This window comes from Pseudomonas sp. B6001 (assembly GCF_013386015.1).
Classification (GTDB): Bacteria; Pseudomonadota; Gammaproteobacteria; order Pseudomonadales; family Pseudomonadaceae; genus Aquipseudomonas.
The window spans coordinates 227836-247565 of the sequence record NZ_JACAOX010000018.1; the positions used below are offsets into that span (position 1 = coordinate 227836).

Sequence of the window (19730 nt, forward strand, 5' to 3'; positions counted from 1 at the left end):
TAAACCCGGCCTTGATGGCCGGGTTTTTTATGCCTTCAGATTGCCTGTGCGCCCAATGCCGCCACGATGCTCGACAAGGCGGCAGACTCGCCGTTGATCCGCACTTTCAAGCCGTCAATCTCACGCCGCTCGGGGTAGTGCTTGCGCAATAGGTCGAAGGCCTTGCGCTGCTCATCCACTGTGCCTACCAGGCTGCGGCGGAAATCCGCGTCATCACGGCGCGGGTCGTACATGCTGCGGCACAGCGTCGCCAGGGCCCAGGCCGGATCGGTATTGGCATTGAGGTTGACTTCGGCCAGCCACGGCTCCGGCAGCAAGTCGCTCAATTGAATCGTCGGGTCCTGACCAAGATGCCGGCAAAACGCCTGATAGATCTGCGCCGTGCCGCGCTGCTTGCCGTCCAGGCTGTAGCCGGCGATATGCGGGGTGGCCAGCACACACAGGTCGGCCAGGTCGACGTCCACCTGCGGCTCGCCTTCCCACACATCCAGCACGGCCTGCAGGTCTTCGCGCGCCAGCAGCACCTCCTTGAGGGCGGCGTTGTCCACCACCGGGCCGCGGCTGGCGTTGATCAGCCAGGCACCGGGCTTGAGCTGGTTGAGGCGCTCGCGGTCGAACAAGTGCCAGGTGGAGCCGTTGCCGGATTTGTTCAGCGGCGTGTGCAGGCTGATCACATCGCACTGCTCGACGATTTGCTCCAGGCTGACGTAATCACCGTCCTCGGCGATCTGCCGGGGCGGGTCGCACACCAGCACGTTCCAGCCCAACGCCTTGAGCACCTTGACCAGACGCCCGCCGACTTCACCGGCCCCCACCACACCGTAGGTGCGCTGGGCCAGGTCGGCGCCTTCGATCTCGGCCAGGGTCAGCAGGCTGCCCAGCACATAGTCGACCACGCCACGGGCATTGCAGCCGGGGGCGCTGGACCACTGGATGCCGGCGCGCTGGAAGTAATCGAGGTCGAGGTGATCAGTGCCGATGGTGCAGGTGCCGACAAACCGCACCGGCGTGCCTTCGAGCAAGGCACGGGTGACGTTGGTCACCGAACGTACCAGCAGCACATCGGCCTGTTCGATCGTCGCGCGGTCGATGGACCGGCCCGGAACCCGGCGAATCTCGCCGAATCCTTCAAAGAATGCATCGAGCAGCGGGATATTTTCGTCGGCAACAATCAGCATGGCAGGCTCCTTTCGCGGATCAGCAGTGTACAGCGGTTTTCCTCGTGGCGAGGGAGCTTGCTCCCGCTGGAGTGCGCAGCGCTCCCAAATGCAGCACCGTGTTTTTTCAGGTACACATCGGTTGCCCGTTATGGGGCTGCTGCGCAGCCCAGCGGGAGCAAGCTCCCTCGCCACAGCAAGCTCCCTCACCACAGCAAGCTCCCTCGCCACAAAACGCTGCATTTGCGCGGGGATGTGTTTACAAATCCACAACACAGGTTTTTTCCTGACCAACACGTCAAGGCGTAGAATGCGCCGTCCTGCGCTCCCCCTATCGGACATCTGTACGTGAACACTGCCACAACCACCACCGCCCTTTCTCGCCCCGCCCGCGTCAGCCTTGAAGTGCGCAACCTGCTGGCCCTGGCGCTGCCGATCATGATCGGGCAACTGGCGACCACCGCCATGGGGTTCGTCGATGCCGTGATGGCCGGGCGTGTCAGCTCCCGAGACCTGGCGGCGGTCGCCCTGGGCAACTCCATCTGGATCCCGGTGTACCTGCTGATGACCGGCACCCTGTTGGCCACCACGCCGAAAGTCGCCCAGCGCTTTGGTGCCGGCACCCACGGTGAAATCGGCCCGCTGGTGCGCCAGTCGATGTGGCTGGCACTGGTGGTGGGAATTACCGCGCTGCTGTTGCTGATCAGCGCCGAACCGATCCTGCACCTGATGAAGGTCGATCCCGAGTTAATCAAGCCCTGCATGGGCTACCTGCACGGCATCGCTTCGGGCATGCCGGCCATTGCGTTGTATTACGTGCTGCGCTGCTTCAGCGACGGGCTGGGCCGAACGCGGCCGAGCATGGTCATGGGCCTGTGCGGGCTGGCGCTGAATATTCCGCTGAACTATGTGTTCATCTACGGCCACTTCGGCGTGCCGGCCATGGGCGGCATCGGTTGCGGCTGGGCCACGGCGATCGTGATGTGGGTGATGATGCTTGGCCTGGCCGCCTGGACCCGCTGGGCACCGGTGTATCAGAGCAGCGAGCTGTTCAAGCGCTTTGACTGGCCGCAATGGTCGGTGATCAAGCGTGTGTTGAGCATTGGCTTGCCCATCGGGATCGCGGTGTTTGCCGAGTCGAGCATTTTTGCGGTGATCGCGCTGCTGATCGGCAGCCTCGGTGCCACGGTGGTGGCCGGACACCAGATCGCGCTGAACTTCAGTTCGCTGGTGTTCATGATCCCCTATTCCCTGAGCATGGCGGTCACCGTGCGCGTGGGCCAGGCCCTGGGCCGTGGCGAACCCCGTGAGGCGCGCTTTGCCGCAGGTGTCGGAATGGGCACCGCGCTGGTGTATGCCTGCCTGTCCTGCAGCCTGATGCTGCTGTTTCGCGAACAGATCGCCACCATCTACACCCAGGATCCGCTGGTGATCCAGGTGGCGGCGATGCTGATTGTGTTTGCGGCGCTGTTTCAGTTCTCGGACGCGATCCAGGTCACGGCCGCCGGCGCACTACGTGGTTACCAGGATACTCGGGTGACCATGGTGCTGACGCTGTTTGCGTATTGGGGCGTGGGCTTGCCGGTGGGCTACGCGCTGGGGCTGACCGAGTGGCTGGGCGACGCCCGCGGCCCGAGCGGCTTGTGGCAGGGGCTGATCGTGGGCCTGAGCTGTGCCGCGGCGATGTTGGTGATCCGCCTGGTGCGCAGCGCACGCAAGCGGATTCGCCGGGCTTAAGCCGATTTCTTGCGGATCCAGTATAGGTAGGTACCGGCCTGCTCCTGCTGGTCCACCAGTTCATGGTCGAGAAACACGCAGAACTTGGGGATGTCGCGACGGGTCGACGGATCGGTCGCGATCACCTTGAGCAAGCCACCGGGCGCCAGGTCGCGGATGTGCTGGTGCAGCATCATCACCGGTTCCGGGCAGTTGAGGCCGGTGGCATCAAGGGTGCCATCGACCGGGGTGTCAAAAATGTCGCTCATCATTCACTCCTGATACAGGCTGCCAGTTTACCGGGCCTTTGGCTTCTTCACATCCAACCGGCGCAAATGGCAGGTCACTTCTTCACGGTCGTGGTACAGCTGCTTGCAGCCGATCTCCACCCGGATGCCACGTTCCTTGAAGCCTTCCGCGATGCGTTCAAGCAGGCGCTTCACTTCGGCATAACGCTGCTTCATCGGCAACTTCAGGTTGACCACTGCTTCGCGGCAATGTCCCTCGCCGATCCAGGTTTCCAACAGGGCCGCATTGCGCGCCGGTTTCTCGACGATGTCGCAGACCATCCAGTCCACCGGCTGCTTGGGGGTGTAGATAAAGCCGTCGGCCATCAAGTGCTGCACCAGCCCGGTATCCATCAGGCTTTCGGCCATCGGGCCGTTGTCGATGGCGGTCACCAGCATGCCGCGGTTGACCAGTTGCCAGGTCCAGCCGCCAGGCGCTGCGCCGAGGTCGACGCCGGTCATGTCGCTGTGCAGGCGCTCGTCCCACTGATCACGGGGGATAAAGTGGTGCCAGGCCTCTTCCAGCTTCAAGGTCGAGCGGCTTGGCGCGTCCCGCGGGAATTTGAGGCGCGGGATGCCCATCGGCCACATGGCCGAGTTGTTTGACTCGGCCAGGCCCATGAACACTTCGCGGCCGCTCTTGAAGGTCAACAGCAGGCGCGGCTTGCTGGCGTCTTCCACCAGTTTGCCGGCGGCCATCAGCGCCTTGCGCAAGTGAACTTCGAATTTCTTGCAGAAGTTCGACAGCTCCTTGCCGTCATTGGTGTCGACCATTTCCAGCCACAGGCTGCCGCACACCGGGAAATCCCGCAGGTGCGCGAGGATCACGCTGATACGGTCGGTTTCCGGCAAGTCGATGAACACCCCGCGCGCCCACTGCCTCGGGAAGATCAGCTCGGCAAAGCGTTGGCCGCGCATCAGGCGCTGGGCGCCGTCTTCTTCGGTGCAGACAAATTCGGCGCAGGCGCTGCCGGTCTTGGCCTTGGCATAGCCCGAAACGTTCAGGCGTGCGGCGTGTTCCGCGATCTCGGAACAGACTTCGCCTTCAAAACCCGGGCGGCAGTGCATAAAAAGGGTGTTCATCAACTCTCCTGGATCACGGGCTTGCTATAGCGCAATGCCTGTCATGAAAACGCGCGCATGATAGCCGAGTTCGGAACCTTGGACTTATTGATAGAGTCCAGTAATTAGCCAGCTACTTAAAACAGGGCTAATTTGTAAGCTCTGTTCGTCCCGTCAGGTCCGTAGCCGTGCGGACCATAAGGAGTCATGTAATGTCATCCCTTGATAGTCTGAGAACCCTTAAAACCTTACAGATCGACGACAAGACCTATCACTACTTCAGCCTGCCCGAAGCCGCCAAGAGCCTGGGTGATCTGGACAAGCTGCCGATGTCCCTCAAGGTGCTGCTGGAAAACCTGCTGCGCTGGGAGGACGAAAAGACCGTCACCGGCGCCGACCTCAAGGCCATTGCCGCCTGGCTCAAGGAGCGCCGCTCCGACCGCGAGATCCAATACCGCCCCGCCCGTGTGCTGATGCAAGACTTTACCGGCGTGCCCGCCGTGGTCGACCTGGCCGCCATGCGCGCCGCCGTGGCCAAGGCCGGCGGTGACCCGCAACGCATCAACCCGCTGTCACCGGTGGACCTGGTGATCGACCACTCGGTGATGGTCGACAAGTTCGCCACCACCGGCGCCTTCCAGGAAAACGTCGACATCGAAATGCAGCGCAACGGCGAACGCTACGCCTTCCTGCGCTGGGGTCAGAGCGCCTTCGACAACTTCAGCGTAGTGCCACCGGGCACCGGCATCTGTCACCAGGTCAACCTGGAATACCTCGGCCGCACCGTGTGGACCAAGGATGAAGACGGCCGCACCTATGCCTTCCCCGACACCCTGGTCGGCACCGACTCCCACACCACCATGATCAACGGCCTCGGCGTATTGGGCTGGGGCGTGGGCGGGATCGAAGCGGAAGCCGCGATGCTCGGGCAGCCGGTGTCGATGCTGATCCCGGAAGTGATCGGCTTCAAGCTCACTGGCAAGCTGAAAGAAGGCATCACCGCCACTGACCTGGTGCTGACCGTCACCCAGATGCTGCGTAAAAAGGGCGTGGTCGGCAAATTCGTCGAGTTCTATGGCGACGGCCTGGCCGACCTGCCTTTGGCCGACCGCGCGACCATCGCCAACATGGCCCCGGAGTACGGCGCCACCTGTGGCTTCTTCCCGGTGGATGAAGTAACCCTGGACTACCTGCGCCTGTCGGGCCGTCCTGCAGAAACCGTCAAACTGGTGGAGGCCTACACCAAGGCTCAGGGCCTGTGGCGCAATGCAGGTCAGGAGCCGATCTTTACCGACAGCCTGGCGCTGGACATGGCCAGCGTCGAAGCCAGCCTGGCCGGGCCTAAACGTCCGCAGGACCGTGTCTCGCTGCCTAACGTCGGCCAGGCCTTCAGCGATTTCCTCGACCTGCAATTCAAGCCCACCAACAAGGAAGAAGGCCGCCTGGAAAGCGAAGGCGGCGGCGGTGTTGCTGTGGGCAACGCCGACCTGATCGGTGAAGCCGACTACGACTTCGAAGGCCAGACCTATCGCCTGAAAAACGGCGCGGTGGTGATCGCGGCCATTACCTCCTGCACCAACACCTCCAACCCGAGCGTGATGATGGCGGCAGGACTGGTGGCGAAAAAGGCCGTGGAGAAAGGACTGAAGAGCAAGCCCTGGGTGAAAACCTCCCTGGCGCCGGGCTCCAAAGTCGTGACTGATTACTACAAAGCGGCAGGCTTGACCCAATACCTCGACAAGCTGGGCTTCGACCTGGTGGGTTATGGCTGCACCACCTGTATCGGCAACTCCGGGCCGCTGCCCGAGCCGATCGAAAAAGCCATCCAGAAAGCCGACCTGGCCGTGGCCTCGGTGCTCTCGGGCAACCGTAACTTCGAAGGCCGGGTGCATCCCCTGGTGAAAACCAACTGGCTGGCCTCCCCGCCCCTCGTGGTGGCCTATGCCCTGGCCGGCACCGTGCGCATGGACATCAGCAGCGAACCACTGGGCACCGGCTCTGACGGAAAACCGGTGTACCTGCGGGACATCTGGCCCAGCAGCAAGGAAATCGCCGACGCCGTTGCGCAAGTCAGCACCCAGATGTTCCACAAGGAATACGCCGAGGTGTTTGCCGGTGATGAACAGTGGCAGGCCATTGAAGTGCCGCAGGCTGCAACCTACGTGTGGCAGAAGGACTCCACCTACATCCAGCACCCACCGTTCTTCGACGACATCGGCGGCCCGCTGCCGGTGATCGAAGACGTCAAGGGCGCCAACGTGCTGGCACTGTTGGGGGACTCGGTGACCACCGACCACATCTCCCCTGCCGGCAATATCAAGACCGACAGCCCGGCCGGCAAATACCTGCGCGAGCAAGGCGTCGAACCGCGGGACTTCAACTCCTACGGCTCGCGTCGCGGCAACCATGAAGTGATGATGCGCGGCACCTTCGCCAACATCCGCATCCGCAACGAAATGCTCGGCGGCGAGGAAGGCGGCAATACGATCTACATCCCTACCGGCGAGAAAATGCCGATCTATGACGCCGCCATGAAATACCAGGCCTCGGGCACCCCGCTGGTGGTGATCGCCGGCCAGGAATACGGCACCGGCTCAAGCCGTGACTGGGCGGCCAAGGGCACCAACCTGCTGGGGGTCAAGGCGGTGATCGCCGAGAGTTTCGAGCGGATTCACCGTTCCAACCTGGTGGGCATGGGCGTGCTGCCCCTGCAGTTCAAGCTGGACCAGAACCGCAAGGCACTCAAGCTGACCGGCAAGGAGAAGATCGACATCCTCGGGCTGACCAACGCCGAGATCGAGCCACGCATGAACCTGACGCTGGTGATCACCCGTGAGGATGGCAGCAGCGAGAAGGTCGAAGTGCTGTGCCGCATCGACACCCTCAATGAGGTCGAGTACTTCAAGGCCGGCGGGATCCTGCACTACGTGTTGCGGCAGTTGATTGCCTCGTAACTGACACGCGCTACCCAAAACACCGCCTTCCCTGGCGGTGTTTTCATTTTTACCGTCGGTGACGCTCGGTATACTGCCGCCCTCAGATTTTGACTGTCACAAGGATTCCCCATGCTTGCATTGCCATGGCTGTACCTGGCGCTTCTTTCCATCGGCTATGTACTTGCCTTGAGCTACGGGCAATTGGGGTTAATGGCGGCGCTTTCCGTCGCCATGCTGCTGTTGGCCGGGTTTGCCGTGCGGCAACAGCGAAACCCGTGGGTACGCTATCTGGGCCACGGGCTGTTTATCGTGCTGGCGCTGGGGCTGGCGATGCACTGGCTGCCGGGGTTCTACAACGGTCGCGGGATCGCGCCGCAGCGCTTTACGGACGACGCCGTGCCTTTCTCGATGTACCTGAACCAGGACAAGCCGCTGATTGGCTTCTGGCTGCTGCTGGCCTGCCCGTGGATTGTTGCGCGCCGGTCCCTGCGCCTGTCGATCTACGCCACCGCCCTGGCGTTGACACTGACGGCGATTGCCGCCCTGGGCGGCGCTGCGTTGCTGGGCGTCATCAGTTGGGCCCCGAAGTGGCCGGAGCAGGCCTGGCTGTGGGTGTTGAATAACCTGCTGCTGGTGACCCTGGTGGAGGAAGCGCTGTTCCGCGGTTATATCCAGGGCGGCCTGTGCCGACGGTTCAAGCAATTGCCCTATGGTGAAAACCTCGCATTGCTGTTGGCCGCCCTGCTGTTCGGCCTGGTACACCTGGGCGCAGGCTGGCAGTGGACCCTGCTGGCGACCATCGCAGGCCTGGGCTACGGCCTGGCGTATCGCTTTGGCGGATTGGGCGCGGCGATCGTTACGCACTTCGGGCTGAACCTGCTGCATTTCGGGTTGTTTACCTATCCGATGCTGGCGGGCTGAGGCTGCGCCGATTGTTGCAAAAAATAAGTTAAATAAAACCCCGCGACGGTCGACAACCTGTCAAAGCCTTGCGGATTGAACAATCATGCGTAATAACCAACCCGTTACCCAGCGCGAACGTACCTTCCCCGCTCAGCAACGGTTGATCTCCACCACGGATGCCAAAGGCGTGATCACCTACTGCAACGACGCCTTCGTCGAGATCAGTGGGTTTTCCCATGACGAACTGCTGCGTGCCCCGCACAACCTGGTTCGTCATCCGGATGTGCCGGCGGCAGTGTTCGCACACATGTGGTCCACGCTCAAACAAGGCTTGCCATGGATGGGCATCGTCAAGAACCGCTGCAAGAGCGGTGATCACTATTGGGTCAACGCCTATGTGACACCGGTCTTCGACGGCAACCAGGTGATCGGCTACGAGTCGGTGCGGGTCAAGCCCACCGCCGAGCAGATCCGCCGTGCCGAAGCGCTTTACCAGCGCATCAACCAGGGCAAGCCGGCCATCCCGCGCCGCGACAAGTGGCTGCCGGTGTTGCAGGACTGGCTGCCGTTTATCCTGGTCAGCCAGTTGAGCTTCCTGATTGGCGTCTGGCTCAATTCCCACTGGGGCTTTGCCCTGGCAGCGGCGCTGTCGGTACCGCTGGGCCTGTTGGGCCTGAGCTGGCAACAACGCGGGCTCAAGCGCTTGCTGCGCCTGGCCGAACAGACCACCTCAGACCCGCTGATCGCGCAGATGTACACCGACAGCCGCGGCGCCCAGGCGCGCCTGGAAATGTCGATCCTCAGCCAGGAGGCGCGTCTTAAGACCTGCCTGACACGCCTGCAGGACACTGCCGAGCACCTCAACGACCAGGCCGCGCAATCCAACACCCTGGCGCATAACAGCTCCAGCGGTCTTGAACGCCAGCGCGTGGAAACCGAACAGGTGGCCACCGCGGTCAACCAGATGGCCGCGACGACTCAGGAAGTCGCCAGCCATGTGCAACGCACCGCCGATGCCACCCAGGAAGCCAATCGCCTGACCGGGCGTGGCCGTGATATCGCCGGCGAAACCCGCGAAGCGATTCAGCGCCTGTCGGTGGCCGTGGGCGAGACCGGCGTGACCGTGACCCAACTGGCCAAGGACAGTGACGAAATCGGTGGCGTGGTGGATGTGATCAAAGGCATCGCCGACCAGACCAACCTGCTGGCGCTGAACGCGGCCATCGAAGCGGCCCGTGCCGGGGAGATGGGTCGCGGCTTTGCGGTGGTGGCCGACGAAGTGCGGCAACTGGCCCAGCGCACCAGCGAGTCCACCGGGCAGATTCATGCGCTGATCGCCAAGCTGCAACAGACCGCCAGCGCGGCCGTACAAACCATGGACGCCGGGCATCGCCAGGCGGAAGAAGGTGTGGCACGGGTGATGGAAGCGGATCAGGCGCTGATCGGGATCAGCGAGGCGGTGGCGCACATCACTGATATGACGGCGCAGATTGCGGCGGCGACCGAAGAGCAGAGCTCGGTGGCGGAAGAGATCAGCCGTAACATCAGCACCATTGCGCTGCTGGCGGACCAGACGTCGGAACAGGCGTTGAATTCGGCGCAGTTGAGTGAAGAGCTGACGCATACCGCCAATACCCAGTACTCGCTGGTAGAGCGGTTTAACCGGTAAACCGCTTTCGCGAGCAAGCCCGCTCCCACATTTGGAATGCATTTCAAATGTGGGAGCGGGCTTGCTCGCGAAAGGGCCCTATCAGGCGCCGAGAAACCCGGCCACCTTCACCGCCGCAGCCTCCAAATGCTGCTCATGACTGAACCCCGAAGCCTTCAACGGCTTCAAATCATGATCCCCCGCCACCAGCCACATCACCTCGATGCTCGGCGACAACACATACCCCTCCACCGCCGCCCGATTGCCCAGCGCATCCCGCTCGCCCTGCACAATCAACGTCGGCGTCTTCAGTCCGGCCAGATGCTCGGTCCGGGGTTTCTCCGGCTTGCCCACCGCATAAAACGGATAACCCAGGCACACCAGCGCATCCGCGCCCAGTTCATCCGCCAGTAAACTGGCCATCCGCCCGCCCATGGACTTGCCGCCCACCGCCAGTTTCCCAGCGACATGACGTCGCACCTCGGCATACACCTCACGCCAGCATTCCAGCAGTTTCGGGGCTGGATTGGGTGGGCGTTTGCCCCCGTCCACACGGCGCTGGGCCATGTAGGGAAACTCGAAGCGCAACACGTTCACGCCATGCCCGGCAAGGCGTGCAGCCATGTCGTTCATGAAGCCCGAGTCCATCGGCGCACCCGCGCCGTGGGCCAGGATCAACGTCGTGGGCGTACGCGCGATAGACCCTGTGGCGACATCCCACAACCAGCCGCGTTCCCGCACACACTGCGCCCATTGATCCCCGTCAATACTGGCCTTGTGCTCTTTGCCCATGCTTGCCTCGCTTTTTAGTCTGCCTATAACTCCAGCCCAAGTGCCGCATTTGCTTGGGTTGAACCGTGGATGGGGAACCATGAACACTACTTTAAGTACCGCCTATAACTACAAGGTGGTCCGCCAATTCGCCATTATGACGGTGGTGTGGGGCATCGTCGGCATGGGGCTCGGGGTTTTTCTCGCTGCCCAGTTGGTATGGCCCGAACTCAACTTCAATTTGCCCTGGACCAGTTTCGGCCGCTTGCGCCCGCTGCACACCAACGCGGTGATCTTTGCCTTTGGCGGTTGCGCGCTGTTTGCCAGCTCCTTCTACTCGGTGCAACGCACCTGCCAGACCCAATTGTTCGCGCCAAAGATCGCGCAGTTCTGCTTCTGGGGCTGGCAGCTGGTGATTGTGCTGGCCGCGATCACCTTGCCGCTGGGCTACACCAGCTCCAAGGAATACGCCGAGCTGGAATGGCCGATCGACATCCTGATCACCATCGTCTGGGTGGCCTATGCCATCGTGTTCTTCGGCACGGTGATGAAGCGCAACACCAAGCACATCTACGTCGGTAACTGGTTCTTCGGTGCGTTCATCATCACCGTGGCCATCCTGCATATCGTCAACAACCTGGAAATCCCGGTCAGCCTGACCAAGTCCTACTCGCTGTACGGCGGTGCGACGGATGCCATGGTGCAGTGGTGGTACGGGCATAACGCGGTAGGCTTTTTCCTCACCGCCGGCTTCCTCGGGATGATGTACTACTTCGTGCCGAAACAGGCCGAACGCCCGGTGTATTCCTATCGCCTGTCCATCGTGCACTTCTGGGCACTGATCACCCTGTACATCTGGGCCGGCCCGCACCACTTGCACTACACCGCGCTGCCGGACTGGGCACAGTCCCTGGGTATGGTGATGTCGCTGGTACTGCTGGCACCGAGCTGGGGCGGGATGATCAACGGGATGATGACCCTGTCGGGCGCCTGGCATAAGTTGCGCAGCGACCCGATCCTGCGCTTCCTTGTCGTGTCTCTCGCGTTCTACGGCATGTCGACCTTTGAAGGGCCGATGATGGCGATCAAGACGGTCAACGCCCTCTCCCACTACACCGACTGGACCATCGGCCACGTACACGCCGGGGCGCTGGGTTGGGTAGCGATGATCTCCATCGGCGCGCTGTATCACATGATTCCGAAAATCTTCGGTCGCGAGCAGATGTACAGCCTCGGCCTGATCAACGCGCACTTCTGGCTGGCCACCATCGGCACCGTGCTCTACATCGCCTCGATGTGGGTCAACGGCATCGCCCAGGGCCTGATGTGGCGTGCGGTCAACGAAGACGGCACCTTGACCTACTCCTTCGTCGAAACCCTGGTGGCCAGCCACCCAGGCTTCATCGTGCGACTGGTGGGCGGGGCGATCTTCCTCAGCGGCATGTTCCTGATGGCTTACAACACTTGGCGCACCGTGCGTTCGGCACAACCCGCCGAAGTCGCCGCTGCGGCGCAGATGGCCTGAGGAGTCGATGATGAAACACGAAACCATTGAAAAGAACGTCGGCCTGCTGATGCTGCTGATGGTGCTCGCCGTGAGCATCGGCGGCCTGACCCAGATTGTGCCGCTGTTCTTCCAGGATGTGACCAACAAGCCGGTGGAAGGCATGAAGCCCTACACCGCGCTGCAACTGGAAGGTCGCGACATCTATATCCGCGAAGGCTGCGTACAGTGCCATTCGCAGATGATCCGCCCGTTCCGCGCCGAAACCGAGCGTTATGGCCACTACTCGGTGGCCGGTGAAAGCGTGTGGGATCACCCGTTCCTGTGGGGCTCCAAGCGTACCGGGCCGGACCTGGCCCGCGTCGGCGCGCGCTACTCGGACGACTGGCACCGCGCGCACTTGTACAACCCGCGCAACGTGGTACCGGAATCGAAGATGCCGGCGTACCCATGGCTGGTCACCGCCCCGGTCGACAGCAGCCACACCGAGACCAAGCTCAAGGTGATGCGCACCCTCGGCGTGCCGTACACCGACGACGACATCGCCGGTGCCGTGGCCTCCCTCAAGGGCAAGACCGAGATGGACGCGCTGGTTTCGTACCTGCAAGTGCTCGGCACTGCCATCAAGAGCAAGAGGTGAGCCATGGGATTTGAATTCGACGCTGGAACCATCCGCGGGCTTGGCACGCTGGTCGTGGCCATCGCCTTCATCGGCCTGTCGCTGTGGGTGTTCAACTCCCGGCGCAACGCAGAGTTCGCCGAGGCGTGCCTGCTGCCGTTTGCCGATGAACCGCTACCGCCAACCCCCGACGCTCAAGAAGAGCCTGCAACAAGGAGCAACCGGCCATGACTACCTTCTGGAGTACATGGATCTGTGTACTGACCCTCGGCAGCCTGATCGGCCTGACCTGGCTGTTGATCGGCACCCGCAAGGGCGAGACCAAGGGCAGCGTGGACCAGACCATGGGCCACGCCTTCGACGGGATCGAGGAGTACGACAACCCGCTGCCGCAATGGTGGTTCATGCTGTTCGCCGGCACCCTGGTGTTTGCCGTCGGCTACCTGATCCTCTACCCGGGCCTGGGCAACTGGAAAGGCGTATTGCCGGGCTATGAAGATGGCTGGACCCAGACCAAGGAATGGGACAAGGAGATGGCCAAGGCCGACGCCAAATTCGGGCCGATCTTCGCCAAATTCGCGGCCATGCCGGTGGAAGAAGTCGCCAAGGACCCGCAGGCGCTGAAAATGGGCGGCCGCCTGTTCGCCTCCAACTGCGCGGTGTGCCATGGCTCGGACGCCAAGGGCGCCTACGGCTTCCCGAACCTTGCAGACAACATCTGGCGCTGGGGCGGTTCGGCGGATGCAATCAAGATGACCATCATGAATGGCCGTCATGCCGCGATGCCGGCCTGGGGTGAAGTGCTGGGTGAGGACGGTGTGAAGAACGTCGCAGCCTACGTGCGCCATGAATTGGCGGGGCTGCCGCTGCCGGCGGACAGCAGTGCGGATGTCGCCGCGGGCCAAGTGGCATTCAGCACCACCTGTGTCGCCTGCCACGGGCCGGAAGGCCATGGCGTGGAAGCCATGGGCGCGCCGAACCTGACGCAGCCAGGCGGCTTTATCTACGGCACCAGCCTGGCGCAGTTGCAGCAGACCATTCGCCACGGCCGCCAGGGCCAGATGCCTGCGCAGGAAGTACTGCAAGGCAATGACAAGGTGCACCTGCTGGCCGCCTATGTTTACAGCCTGTCCCACAATGCTGATGGCGCAACGCCTGACAGCCAACCCGAGTAATCCTGCACCACCCAAAAGCCGCGCCTGATTCAGGCGCGGCTTTTTTGCGACCCATTGTCGCACCCTTCCGATCGCTGACTTTCCCCTCCTGCCATTCGGGTCTACGCTTGTTTGCACAGTGGACTGGCATTGGCCGGTCGACGGCCGACTTGCACTCGATGGGTTGAAACATTTCTGCTCGATGACAGGCGCAAAGGCTGGTACCTACCGGCTGTCGTGCCACTGGCCATTCGTCACTCGAGCTGCTTGTTTACACACACTCAGTTACAAGTACCTTCGACCCGTTTAAAATCCTGTCCAAGTCGTCAGCTTTTAACCCTGAATTTTGTCCTTACGCCAAACATGGAAAGGGCGCAGAATCTGGTTTGGAACGCATTGACGCAGGTCACCTTGCGTTGCAATGGAATCTTGCTTTCTCCATACTTGCGACCGATTTTTACCCTATAAAAAAACTAAACCGTGGAACCTTAGAATGAGCACAGCAATCAGTCCGACTGCTTATAACTATAAGGTAGTCCGCCAGTTCGCCATCATGACGGTGGTCTGGGGGATCCTTGGCATGGGGCTCGGCGTTTTCATTGCCTCGCAACTGGTTTGGCCAGAGTTGAATTTTGGCCTGCCATGGACGACATTTGGACGCCTGCGCCCGTTGCACACCAACCTGGTGATTTTCGCCTTCGGTGGATGTGCACTGTTTGCCACTTCTTACTACGTCGTGCAGCGAACCTGCCAAACGCGACTGATTTCCGATGCACTGGCGGCCTTTACCTTCTGGGGTTGGCAAGCGGTCATCGTGGGCGCGATCGTCACCCTGCCGCTGGGCTACACCACCACCAAGGAATACGCCGAGCTGGAATGGCCGATCGCCATTTTGCTGGCGATTGTCTGGGTGACCTACGCAGTGGTGTTCTTCGGCACCATCGTCAAGCGCAAGACCAAGCACATCTATGTCGGCAACTGGTTCTACGGGGCATTTATCCTGGTGACGGCGATGCTGCATATCGTCAACCATGCGTCCTTGCCGGTCAGCTTCTTCAAGTCCTACTCGGCCTACGCCGGTGCGACGGACGCAATGATCCAGTGGTGGTACGGCCACAACGCCGTAGGTTTCTTCCTCACCACCGGCTTCCTGGGGATGATGTACTACTTCGTGCCGAAACAGGCCGAGCGTCCGATCTACTCCTATCGCCTGTCCATCGTGCACTTCTGGGCCCTGATCACCCTGTACATCTGGGCCGGTCCGCACCATCTGCACTACACCGCATTGCCGGACTGGGCCCAGTCCCTGGGCATGGCGATGTCGATCATCCTGCTCGCGCCAAGCTGGGGCGGCATGATCAACGGCATGATGACCCTGTCGGGCGCCTGGCATAAATTGCGCACCGACCCGATCCTGCGGTTCCTGGTGGTCTCCCTGGCGTTCTACGGCATGTCGACCTTCGAAGGCCCGATGATGGCCATCAAGACGGTCAACTCGCTGTCCCACTACACCGACTGGACCATCGGCCACGTACACGCCGGCGCCCTCGGTTGGGTAGCGATGATTTCCATCGGCGCGCTGTACCACATGATCCCGAAACTGTTCGGCCGTGCGCAGATGCACAGCGTCAGCCTGATCAACACGCACTTCTGGCTGGCCACCATCGGTACCGTGCTCTACATCGCCTCGATGTGGGTCAACGGCATCACCCAGGGCCTGATGTGGCGTGCAATCAACGATGACGGCACCCTCACCTACTCCTTCGTCGAAGGGCTGCAAGCCAGCCATCCGGGTTACATCGTGCGCGCCCTGGGCGGTGCGATCTTTGCCAGCGGCATGCTGTTCATGGCCTACAACGTGTGGCGCACCGTGCGTGCCTCCGACCCTGTAGAAGCCGAAGCCGCTACCAAGATCGCCGTTGTGGGAGCTCACTGATGAAGCATGAAGTAGTCGAGAAGAATATCGGCCTGCTGGCCTTCTTCATGGTCATCGCCGTGAGTATCGGCGGCCTGACCCAGATCGTTCCGCTGTTTTTCCAGGACGTGACCAACAAGCCGGTGGAAGGCATGAAGCCACGCACCGCCCTTGAACTGGAAGGCCGCGACGTCTACATCGCCAACGGCTGTGTCGGCTGCCACTCGCAGATGATCCGTCCGTTCCGCGCCGAAACCGAACGCTACGGCCACTACTCGGTCGCCGGTGAAAGCGTGTGGGACCACCCGTTCCTGTGGGGCTCCAAGCGTACCGGCCCGGACCTGGCCCGGGTCGGCGGCCGTTACTCCGATGACTGGCAACGTGCGCACTTGTACAACCCGCGCAACGTCGTGCCCGAGTCGAAAATGCCGGCGTACCCGTTCCTGGTCGAAAACAAACTCGACGGCAAGGACACCGCCAAGAAGATGGAAGTCTTGCGCACCCTCGGCGTGCCCTACACCGACGAAGACATCGCCGGCGCGGCAGCTGCCGTGAAGGGCAAGACCGAAATGGACGCACTGGTGGCCTACTTGCAAGGCCTTGGCACCATCATCAAAAGCAAACGGTGATCTGGATGGATATCGGGATGATTCGAGGCCTGGGCACCGTTGTCGTGATGGTGGCCTTTATCGGCCTGGCCTTGTGGGTGTTCAGCCCCAAGCGCAAGTCGGAGTTTGAAGACGCGACGTTGCTGCCCTTCGCGGATGATCCCGAAGCCATCAAGCACGTCGTGGAAGCGTCTAGGAGTAACAAAGAATGACTACGTTCTGGAGTCTGTACGTCACAGTCCTCAGTCTGGGTACCATTTTCGCCCTGACCTGGCTGCTGCTGTCGACCCGCAAGGGCCAGCGCGCCGAGCAAACCGATGAAACCGTCGGCCACTCGTTCGACGGCATCGAGGAGTACGACAACCCGCTGCCCAAATGGTGGTTCATGCTGTTCGTCGGCACCATCATCTTCGCCCTCGGTTACCTGGCGCTGTACCCTGGCCTGGGCAACTGGAAAGGCCTGCTGCCGGGCTACAACTACCTCGACAACGACAAGCAAACCCCATTTGCCAATGGCCAGACCGGCTGGACCGGCGTGCACGAATGGGAAAAGGAAATGGCCAAGTCGGACGCCCGGTTCGGGCCGATCTTCGCCAAGTTCGCCGCCATGCCGATCGAAGAAGTGGCCAAGGACCCGCAAGCCTTGAAGATGGGTGGCCGCCTGTTCGCCTCCAACTGCTCGGTGTGCCACGGTTCCGACGCCAAGGGTGCCTACGGCTTCCCCAACCTGACCGACGCCGACTGGCGCTGGGGCGGCGACCCGGCCACCATCAAGGAAACCATCATGAAGGGCCGCCACGCGGTGATGCCGGCGTGGGCCGAAGTCATTGGCGAGCAAGGCGTGGCCGATGTGGCCGGCTTCGTGGTGACCAACCTCGATGGCCGCAAATTGCCGGAAGGCGCGAAGGCAGACGTGGCCAACGGCGAGAAACTCTTCGCCGCCAACTGCGTGGCGTGCCACGGTCCCGCCGGTAAAGGTACACCCGCCATGGGCGCGCCTGACCTGACCCACCCTGGCGCGTTCATCTACGGTTCGAGCTTCGCGCAACTGCAGCAGACCATCCGTTATGGCCGTCAAGGCCAGATGCCTGCGCAGGAGCAGTTGCAGGGCAATGACAAGGTGCACTTGCTGGCGGCCTATGTTTACAGCCTGTCCCATGGAGACAAGGCAGCTGAGGAGCAGTAAGCATTAAAACCAAAAAGCCCCGCGCAGCCAATGCTGCGCGGGGCTTTGGTAATGGGGCATTGGTGGAACTCAACTTACCCCGAGGACGAGGCGTTACCGTTCTTCATGCACTTGGTCCATTCTTTTAATAGCAGCGTTGATCGCCCCCCGATCAGCCGATTTAGACCAATCCGTCAGTCCTAACTGTGCCACTAACTCAGGACGACTCAAGATTTCCCGCGCGACCATCGCTTCATCTGGGCCGCGATCATGACGCGTCCCATCCGCGATGTTCTTCAGTGAAGCGTAAGTCACACCCTCCCTGCGATCAATTCCACCCCAACCGCGCTCCGGGTAATAGGTGTCATATTCATTCAGGAGCTTTTGCGCCAGTTCTTTATCACTCATCGTGGCCAGGGGAAACCCCATATTCTGACCCACGGTTATGATACTTTCACGATCGATTTTGCCATCGTGCTTATGCTTTCCGTACCCATCGAGTTTCTCCATGAGTACAGGATTTTCCAGCAGCGAACGGGCAAAATTCATGTCGTCACTGCTGTAGCCACTCTGCGCAGAGGCATACGCAACCTGTCGTAGAGAGTCGCGGGTGATGTAGTCTGGTTGCGCAGGGTCGGCATACTTATCAAAGTTTCTGAGTAGACGGTCGGCCACCCGATAATCATTCCAACTACTGAATTGCTCTACGCTGATGCCAGAGGATACTGGCAGCGTCGAAGCCGATGGTGGAACGGCTCCAACATTATGCGTGTCATTAGCACGTTGAATGGTCATTGGTTTCCTCGATTTGAATAACGTCAAAACAAAATAAATTTATCGTTGCGCAAGAGACCTAGGCATAACGTTCAACAATTGCTCATCAAAGGTTTCATCGTGGTAACGCTGCGCGCTGCTACAAAACATTGCCGAACACTGATCCAGACTTGATCTCAACGTCGGCATTTCCTGCGTGGCAATAACGCGATCAGCGTTCCTACAACAAACGTTTCATTCTGTGTAAACAAAGGCTCGTTTGGGCCTAAGAACTGATATCGCAGAAGCGTCAGCTTCCTAACCAATCGTTGTAGGTTATTTAACAGCGCAAAAAGCAGTTATAAAAACGCCACCACACCGGCCCGTAGACCTCTCCTGATTTACTTACTCAACACCAGGAAGTCGCAAGGGAAACGGCAAGGTGCACTTGCTGGCGGCGTATGTTTCGGACTGTCCCATGGGAACAAGCCGCCAGACGCCGTGTGAGGAAAAGCGGTGAAAAAAAACGGCCCCGCCAGTGGAGATTGGCGGGGCCGTTTTGTTTTCAAGTCGAAAAAGTCGTCACCGCCAGCAACGCATCTACATTTGAGATTGATCAAGAAAACCGCAGGTAGTAACGTGACTACATTCGTACTCCATACGGAGGTTAGCCCCCATGACCATCACCACCATTTCCAGCCGTGAATTCAATCAAGACACAAGCGGTGCCAAAAAAGCCGCCCGCCAAGGCCCGGTTTTTATCACTGATCGGGGCAAGCCTGCCCATGTACTGCTAAGCATTGAGGACTACCAAAAACTGACTGGCCTCAATGCCGACATCGTTGACCTGTTGGTGATGCCAGAAGCGGCAGATATCGAGTTCGAAACCGAACGCGCCGTGATCACTCATCGACCCGTGGACTTCACTTGATGTATCTACTCGACACCAACGTCATCTCTGAACTGCGCAAACCCCAGGCCGATGCCAAGGTCGTCGCCTGGGCCAAAAGTGTCATCGCGCCACGGATGTATATTTCAGCCATTACCTTGAAGGAACTGGAAACAGGAGTCCTGCGAATGGAGCGGCGTGATCCCGCCCAGGGGAAGGTTTTGCGCACATGGCTCAAGCGCCATGTCATGCCGGCGTTTGATGCCAGAATCCTGCCGATTGATGCAGCAGTTGCCCTGCGCTGTGCCAGCTTGCATGTGCCAGACCAAGCCAACGAAAGTGACGCGCTGATCGCTGCAACCGCGCTGGTTCATGGGCTGACAGTGGTCACCCGCAACACTGGCGACTTTCAATCCAGCGGCGTCGCGCTGATCAATCCATGGGACGAATGACCGGTAAGGCTGCGAAAACCGTCCATACTTCACAAGTCAATTGACCCAGATCACGTACACCATCAATTGATTTCCCCCAACGCGACCAAAGGTCGCACCCGTCGAAGGGTATCAGGGGCGTATCATTAGGCCACTGCAACACCCCTATTTTGACCCCGGCTGGCACGTACTGGCCGAGGCAAATCTCCACT

The 19730-nt window shown here is 60.8% G+C and carries 19 protein-coding genes; 14 read left to right on the forward strand and 5 right to left on the reverse strand.

All coding sequences use genetic code 11. From position 1 onward, the window contains the following. Positions 1-35 precede the first annotated feature (35 nt). On the reverse strand, positions 36-1178 hold the full coding sequence (gene pdxB / locus HX821_RS20770) for a 4-phosphoerythronate dehydrogenase PdxB (protein ID WP_177036333.1): 1143 nt from the start codon (positions 1176-1178) through the stop codon (positions 36-38). Between the two features lie 327 nt (positions 1179-1505). On the opposite strand from pdxB, the gene HX821_RS20775 reads away from it, so the two are divergent. Further along, positions 1506-2894 (forward strand): MATE family efflux transporter, encoded by a 1389-nt coding sequence (locus HX821_RS20775; protein WP_032899660.1) that lies wholly within the window; start codon positions 1506-1508, stop codon positions 2892-2894. Here HX821_RS20775 and tusA read toward each other — a convergent pair. Both tusA and rlmM read right to left on the reverse strand, forming a co-directional pair. Next, a complete protein-coding gene (gene tusA, locus HX821_RS20780) occupies positions 2891-3142 on the reverse strand; it encodes a sulfurtransferase TusA (RefSeq protein ID WP_088424520.1) in 252 nt (83 codons plus the stop codon). The genes HX821_RS20775 and tusA overlap by 4 nt on opposite strands. A gap of 27 nt (positions 3143-3169) precedes the next feature. Continuing rightward, on the reverse strand, positions 3170-4243 hold the full coding sequence (rlmM, locus tag HX821_RS20785) for a 23S rRNA (cytidine(2498)-2'-O)-methyltransferase RlmM (protein WP_003219000.1): 1074 nt from the start codon (positions 4241-4243) through the stop codon (positions 3170-3172). A gap of 191 nt (positions 4244-4434) precedes the next feature. Between rlmM and acnA the strand changes: the two genes are divergently transcribed. The 3 genes from acnA to HX821_RS20800 all read left to right on the forward strand — a co-directional run bounded on the left by acnA (position 4435) and on the right by HX821_RS20800 (position 9730). Then, entirely contained in the window at positions 4435-7176 is a 2742-nt protein-coding gene (gene acnA, locus HX821_RS20790; RefSeq protein ID WP_008437584.1) for an aconitate hydratase AcnA, read from the forward strand. Between the two features lie 111 nt (positions 7177-7287). Further along, positions 7288-8079 carry a CPBP family intramembrane glutamic endopeptidase gene (locus tag HX821_RS20795; RefSeq protein WP_177036334.1) on the forward strand — a complete coding sequence of 264 codons (792 nt, stop codon included), beginning with the start codon at positions 7288-7290 and terminating at the stop codon, positions 8077-8079. Between the two features lie 85 nt (positions 8080-8164). Then, positions 8165-9730: a PAS domain-containing methyl-accepting chemotaxis protein gene (locus tag HX821_RS20800; RefSeq protein ID WP_008437582.1), complete on the forward strand. Its 1566-nt coding sequence runs from the start codon at positions 8165-8167 to the stop codon at positions 9728-9730. An 81-nt stretch (positions 9731-9811) separates the two neighbouring features. Here the strand turns inward: HX821_RS20800 and HX821_RS20805 are convergent, their stop codons facing one another. After that, entirely contained in the window at positions 9812-10501 is a 690-nt protein-coding gene (locus HX821_RS20805) for an alpha/beta family hydrolase (RefSeq protein WP_177019527.1), read from the reverse strand. Between the two features lie 79 nt (positions 10502-10580). Between HX821_RS20805 and ccoN (HX821_RS20810) the strand changes: the two genes are divergently transcribed. The 8 genes from ccoN (HX821_RS20810) to ccoP (HX821_RS20845) all read left to right on the forward strand — a co-directional run bounded on the left by ccoN (HX821_RS20810) (position 10581) and on the right by ccoP (HX821_RS20845) (position 17466). Further along, positions 10581-12005 (forward strand): cytochrome-c oxidase, cbb3-type subunit I, encoded by a 1425-nt coding sequence (gene ccoN, locus HX821_RS20810; protein ID WP_003219009.1) that lies wholly within the window; start codon positions 10581-10583, stop codon positions 12003-12005. Positions 12006-12015: 10 nt separating this feature from the next. Continuing rightward, complete coding sequence (gene ccoO, locus HX821_RS20815; RefSeq protein WP_003219010.1) at positions 12016-12624, forward strand: cytochrome-c oxidase, cbb3-type subunit II; 609 nt, start codon at positions 12016-12018, stop codon at positions 12622-12624. Between the two features lie 3 nt (positions 12625-12627). Next, complete coding sequence (locus HX821_RS20820; RefSeq protein WP_003219012.1) at positions 12628-12834, forward strand: cbb3-type cytochrome c oxidase subunit 3; 207 nt, start codon at positions 12628-12630, stop codon at positions 12832-12834. Beyond that, positions 12831-13778 (forward strand): cytochrome-c oxidase, cbb3-type subunit III, encoded by a 948-nt coding sequence (gene ccoP, locus HX821_RS20825; protein WP_177008125.1) that lies wholly within the window; start codon positions 12831-12833, stop codon positions 13776-13778. The genes HX821_RS20820 and ccoP (HX821_RS20825) overlap by 4 nt, the downstream gene beginning before the upstream one ends. Positions 13779-14250: 472 nt before the next feature. Continuing rightward, a complete protein-coding gene (gene ccoN / locus HX821_RS20830) occupies positions 14251-15693 on the forward strand; it encodes a cytochrome-c oxidase, cbb3-type subunit I (protein WP_003219015.1) in 1443 nt (480 codons plus the stop codon). Then, positions 15693-16301, forward strand: coding sequence for a cytochrome-c oxidase, cbb3-type subunit II (ccoO, locus tag HX821_RS20835; RefSeq protein ID WP_003193167.1), 609 nt, complete (start codon positions 15693-15695; stop codon positions 16299-16301). The genes ccoN (HX821_RS20830) and ccoO (HX821_RS20835) overlap by 1 nt, the downstream gene beginning before the upstream one ends. Before the next feature lie 5 nt (positions 16302-16306). After that, positions 16307-16492, forward strand: a complete 186-nt coding sequence (locus HX821_RS20840; RefSeq protein WP_008437575.1) for a CcoQ/FixQ family Cbb3-type cytochrome c oxidase assembly chaperone — start codon at positions 16307-16309, stop codon at positions 16490-16492. Next, positions 16489-17466 (forward strand): cytochrome-c oxidase, cbb3-type subunit III, encoded by a 978-nt coding sequence (ccoP, locus tag HX821_RS20845; RefSeq protein WP_003219020.1) that lies wholly within the window; start codon positions 16489-16491, stop codon positions 17464-17466. Before HX821_RS20840 ends, ccoP (HX821_RS20845) begins: the two co-directional genes overlap by 4 nt. Before the next feature lie 93 nt (positions 17467-17559). On the opposite strand, the gene HX821_RS20850 is transcribed toward ccoP (HX821_RS20845), so the two are convergent. Beyond that, positions 17560-18240 (reverse strand): hypothetical protein, encoded by a 681-nt coding sequence (locus tag HX821_RS20850; protein WP_023659084.1) that lies wholly within the window; start codon positions 18238-18240, stop codon positions 17560-17562. 634 nt (positions 18241-18874) lie between these two features. Between HX821_RS20850 and HX821_RS20855 the strand changes: the two genes are divergently transcribed. Continuing rightward, on the forward strand, positions 18875-19129 hold the full coding sequence (locus HX821_RS20855) for a type II toxin-antitoxin system Phd/YefM family antitoxin (protein ID WP_003219024.1): 255 nt from the start codon (positions 18875-18877) through the stop codon (positions 19127-19129). Beyond that, on the forward strand, positions 19129-19539 hold the full coding sequence (locus HX821_RS20860; RefSeq protein WP_087694843.1) for a type II toxin-antitoxin system VapC family toxin: 411 nt from the start codon (positions 19129-19131) through the stop codon (positions 19537-19539). Before HX821_RS20855 ends, HX821_RS20860 begins: the two co-directional genes overlap by 1 nt. The last annotated feature ends 191 nt before the right edge of the window (positions 19540-19730 follow it).

What these genes read in the sequence shown, in the direction of transcription:
- pdxB (WP_177036333.1), bottom strand. Translation starts at nt 1,178, where the DNA reads ATGCTGATTGTTGCCGACGAAAATATCCCGCTGCTCGATGCATTCTTT.
- tusA (WP_088424520.1), bottom strand. Translation starts at nt 3,142, where the DNA reads ATGAGCGACATTTTTGACACCCCGGTCGATGGCACCCTTGATGCCACC.
- rlmM (WP_003219000.1), bottom strand. Translation starts at nt 4,243, where the DNA reads ATGAACACCCTTTTTATGCACTGCCGCCCGGGTTTTGAAGGCGAAGTC.
- acnA (WP_008437584.1), top strand. Translation starts at nt 4,435, where the DNA reads ATGTCATCCCTTGATAGTCTGAGAACCCTTAAAACCTTACAGATCGAC.
- HX821_RS20795 (WP_177036334.1), top strand. Translation starts at nt 7,288, where the DNA reads ATGCTTGCATTGCCATGGCTGTACCTGGCGCTTCTTTCCATCGGCTAT.
- HX821_RS20800 (WP_008437582.1), top strand. Translation starts at nt 8,165, where the DNA reads ATGCGTAATAACCAACCCGTTACCCAGCGCGAACGTACCTTCCCCGCT.
- HX821_RS20805 (WP_177019527.1), bottom strand. Translation starts at nt 10,501, where the DNA reads ATGGGCAAAGAGCACAAGGCCAGTATTGACGGGGATCAATGGGCGCAG.
- ccoN (WP_003219009.1), top strand. Translation starts at nt 10,581, where the DNA reads ATGAACACTACTTTAAGTACCGCCTATAACTACAAGGTGGTCCGCCAA.
- ccoO (WP_003219010.1), top strand. Translation starts at nt 12,016, where the DNA reads ATGAAACACGAAACCATTGAAAAGAACGTCGGCCTGCTGATGCTGCTG.
- HX821_RS20820 (WP_003219012.1), top strand. Translation starts at nt 12,628, where the DNA reads ATGGGATTTGAATTCGACGCTGGAACCATCCGCGGGCTTGGCACGCTG.
- ccoP (WP_177008125.1), top strand. Translation starts at nt 12,831, where the DNA reads ATGACTACCTTCTGGAGTACATGGATCTGTGTACTGACCCTCGGCAGC.
- ccoN (WP_003219015.1), top strand. Translation starts at nt 14,251, where the DNA reads ATGAGCACAGCAATCAGTCCGACTGCTTATAACTATAAGGTAGTCCGC.
- ccoO (WP_003193167.1), top strand. Translation starts at nt 15,693, where the DNA reads ATGAAGCATGAAGTAGTCGAGAAGAATATCGGCCTGCTGGCCTTCTTC.
- HX821_RS20840 (WP_008437575.1), top strand. Translation starts at nt 16,307, where the DNA reads ATGGATATCGGGATGATTCGAGGCCTGGGCACCGTTGTCGTGATGGTG.
- ccoP (WP_003219020.1), top strand. Translation starts at nt 16,489, where the DNA reads ATGACTACGTTCTGGAGTCTGTACGTCACAGTCCTCAGTCTGGGTACC.
- HX821_RS20850 (WP_023659084.1), bottom strand. Translation starts at nt 18,240, where the DNA reads ATGACCATTCAACGTGCTAATGACACGCATAATGTTGGAGCCGTTCCA.
- HX821_RS20855 (WP_003219024.1), top strand. Translation starts at nt 18,875, where the DNA reads ATGACCATCACCACCATTTCCAGCCGTGAATTCAATCAAGACACAAGC.
- HX821_RS20860 (WP_087694843.1), top strand. Translation starts at nt 19,129, where the DNA reads ATGTATCTACTCGACACCAACGTCATCTCTGAACTGCGCAAACCCCAG.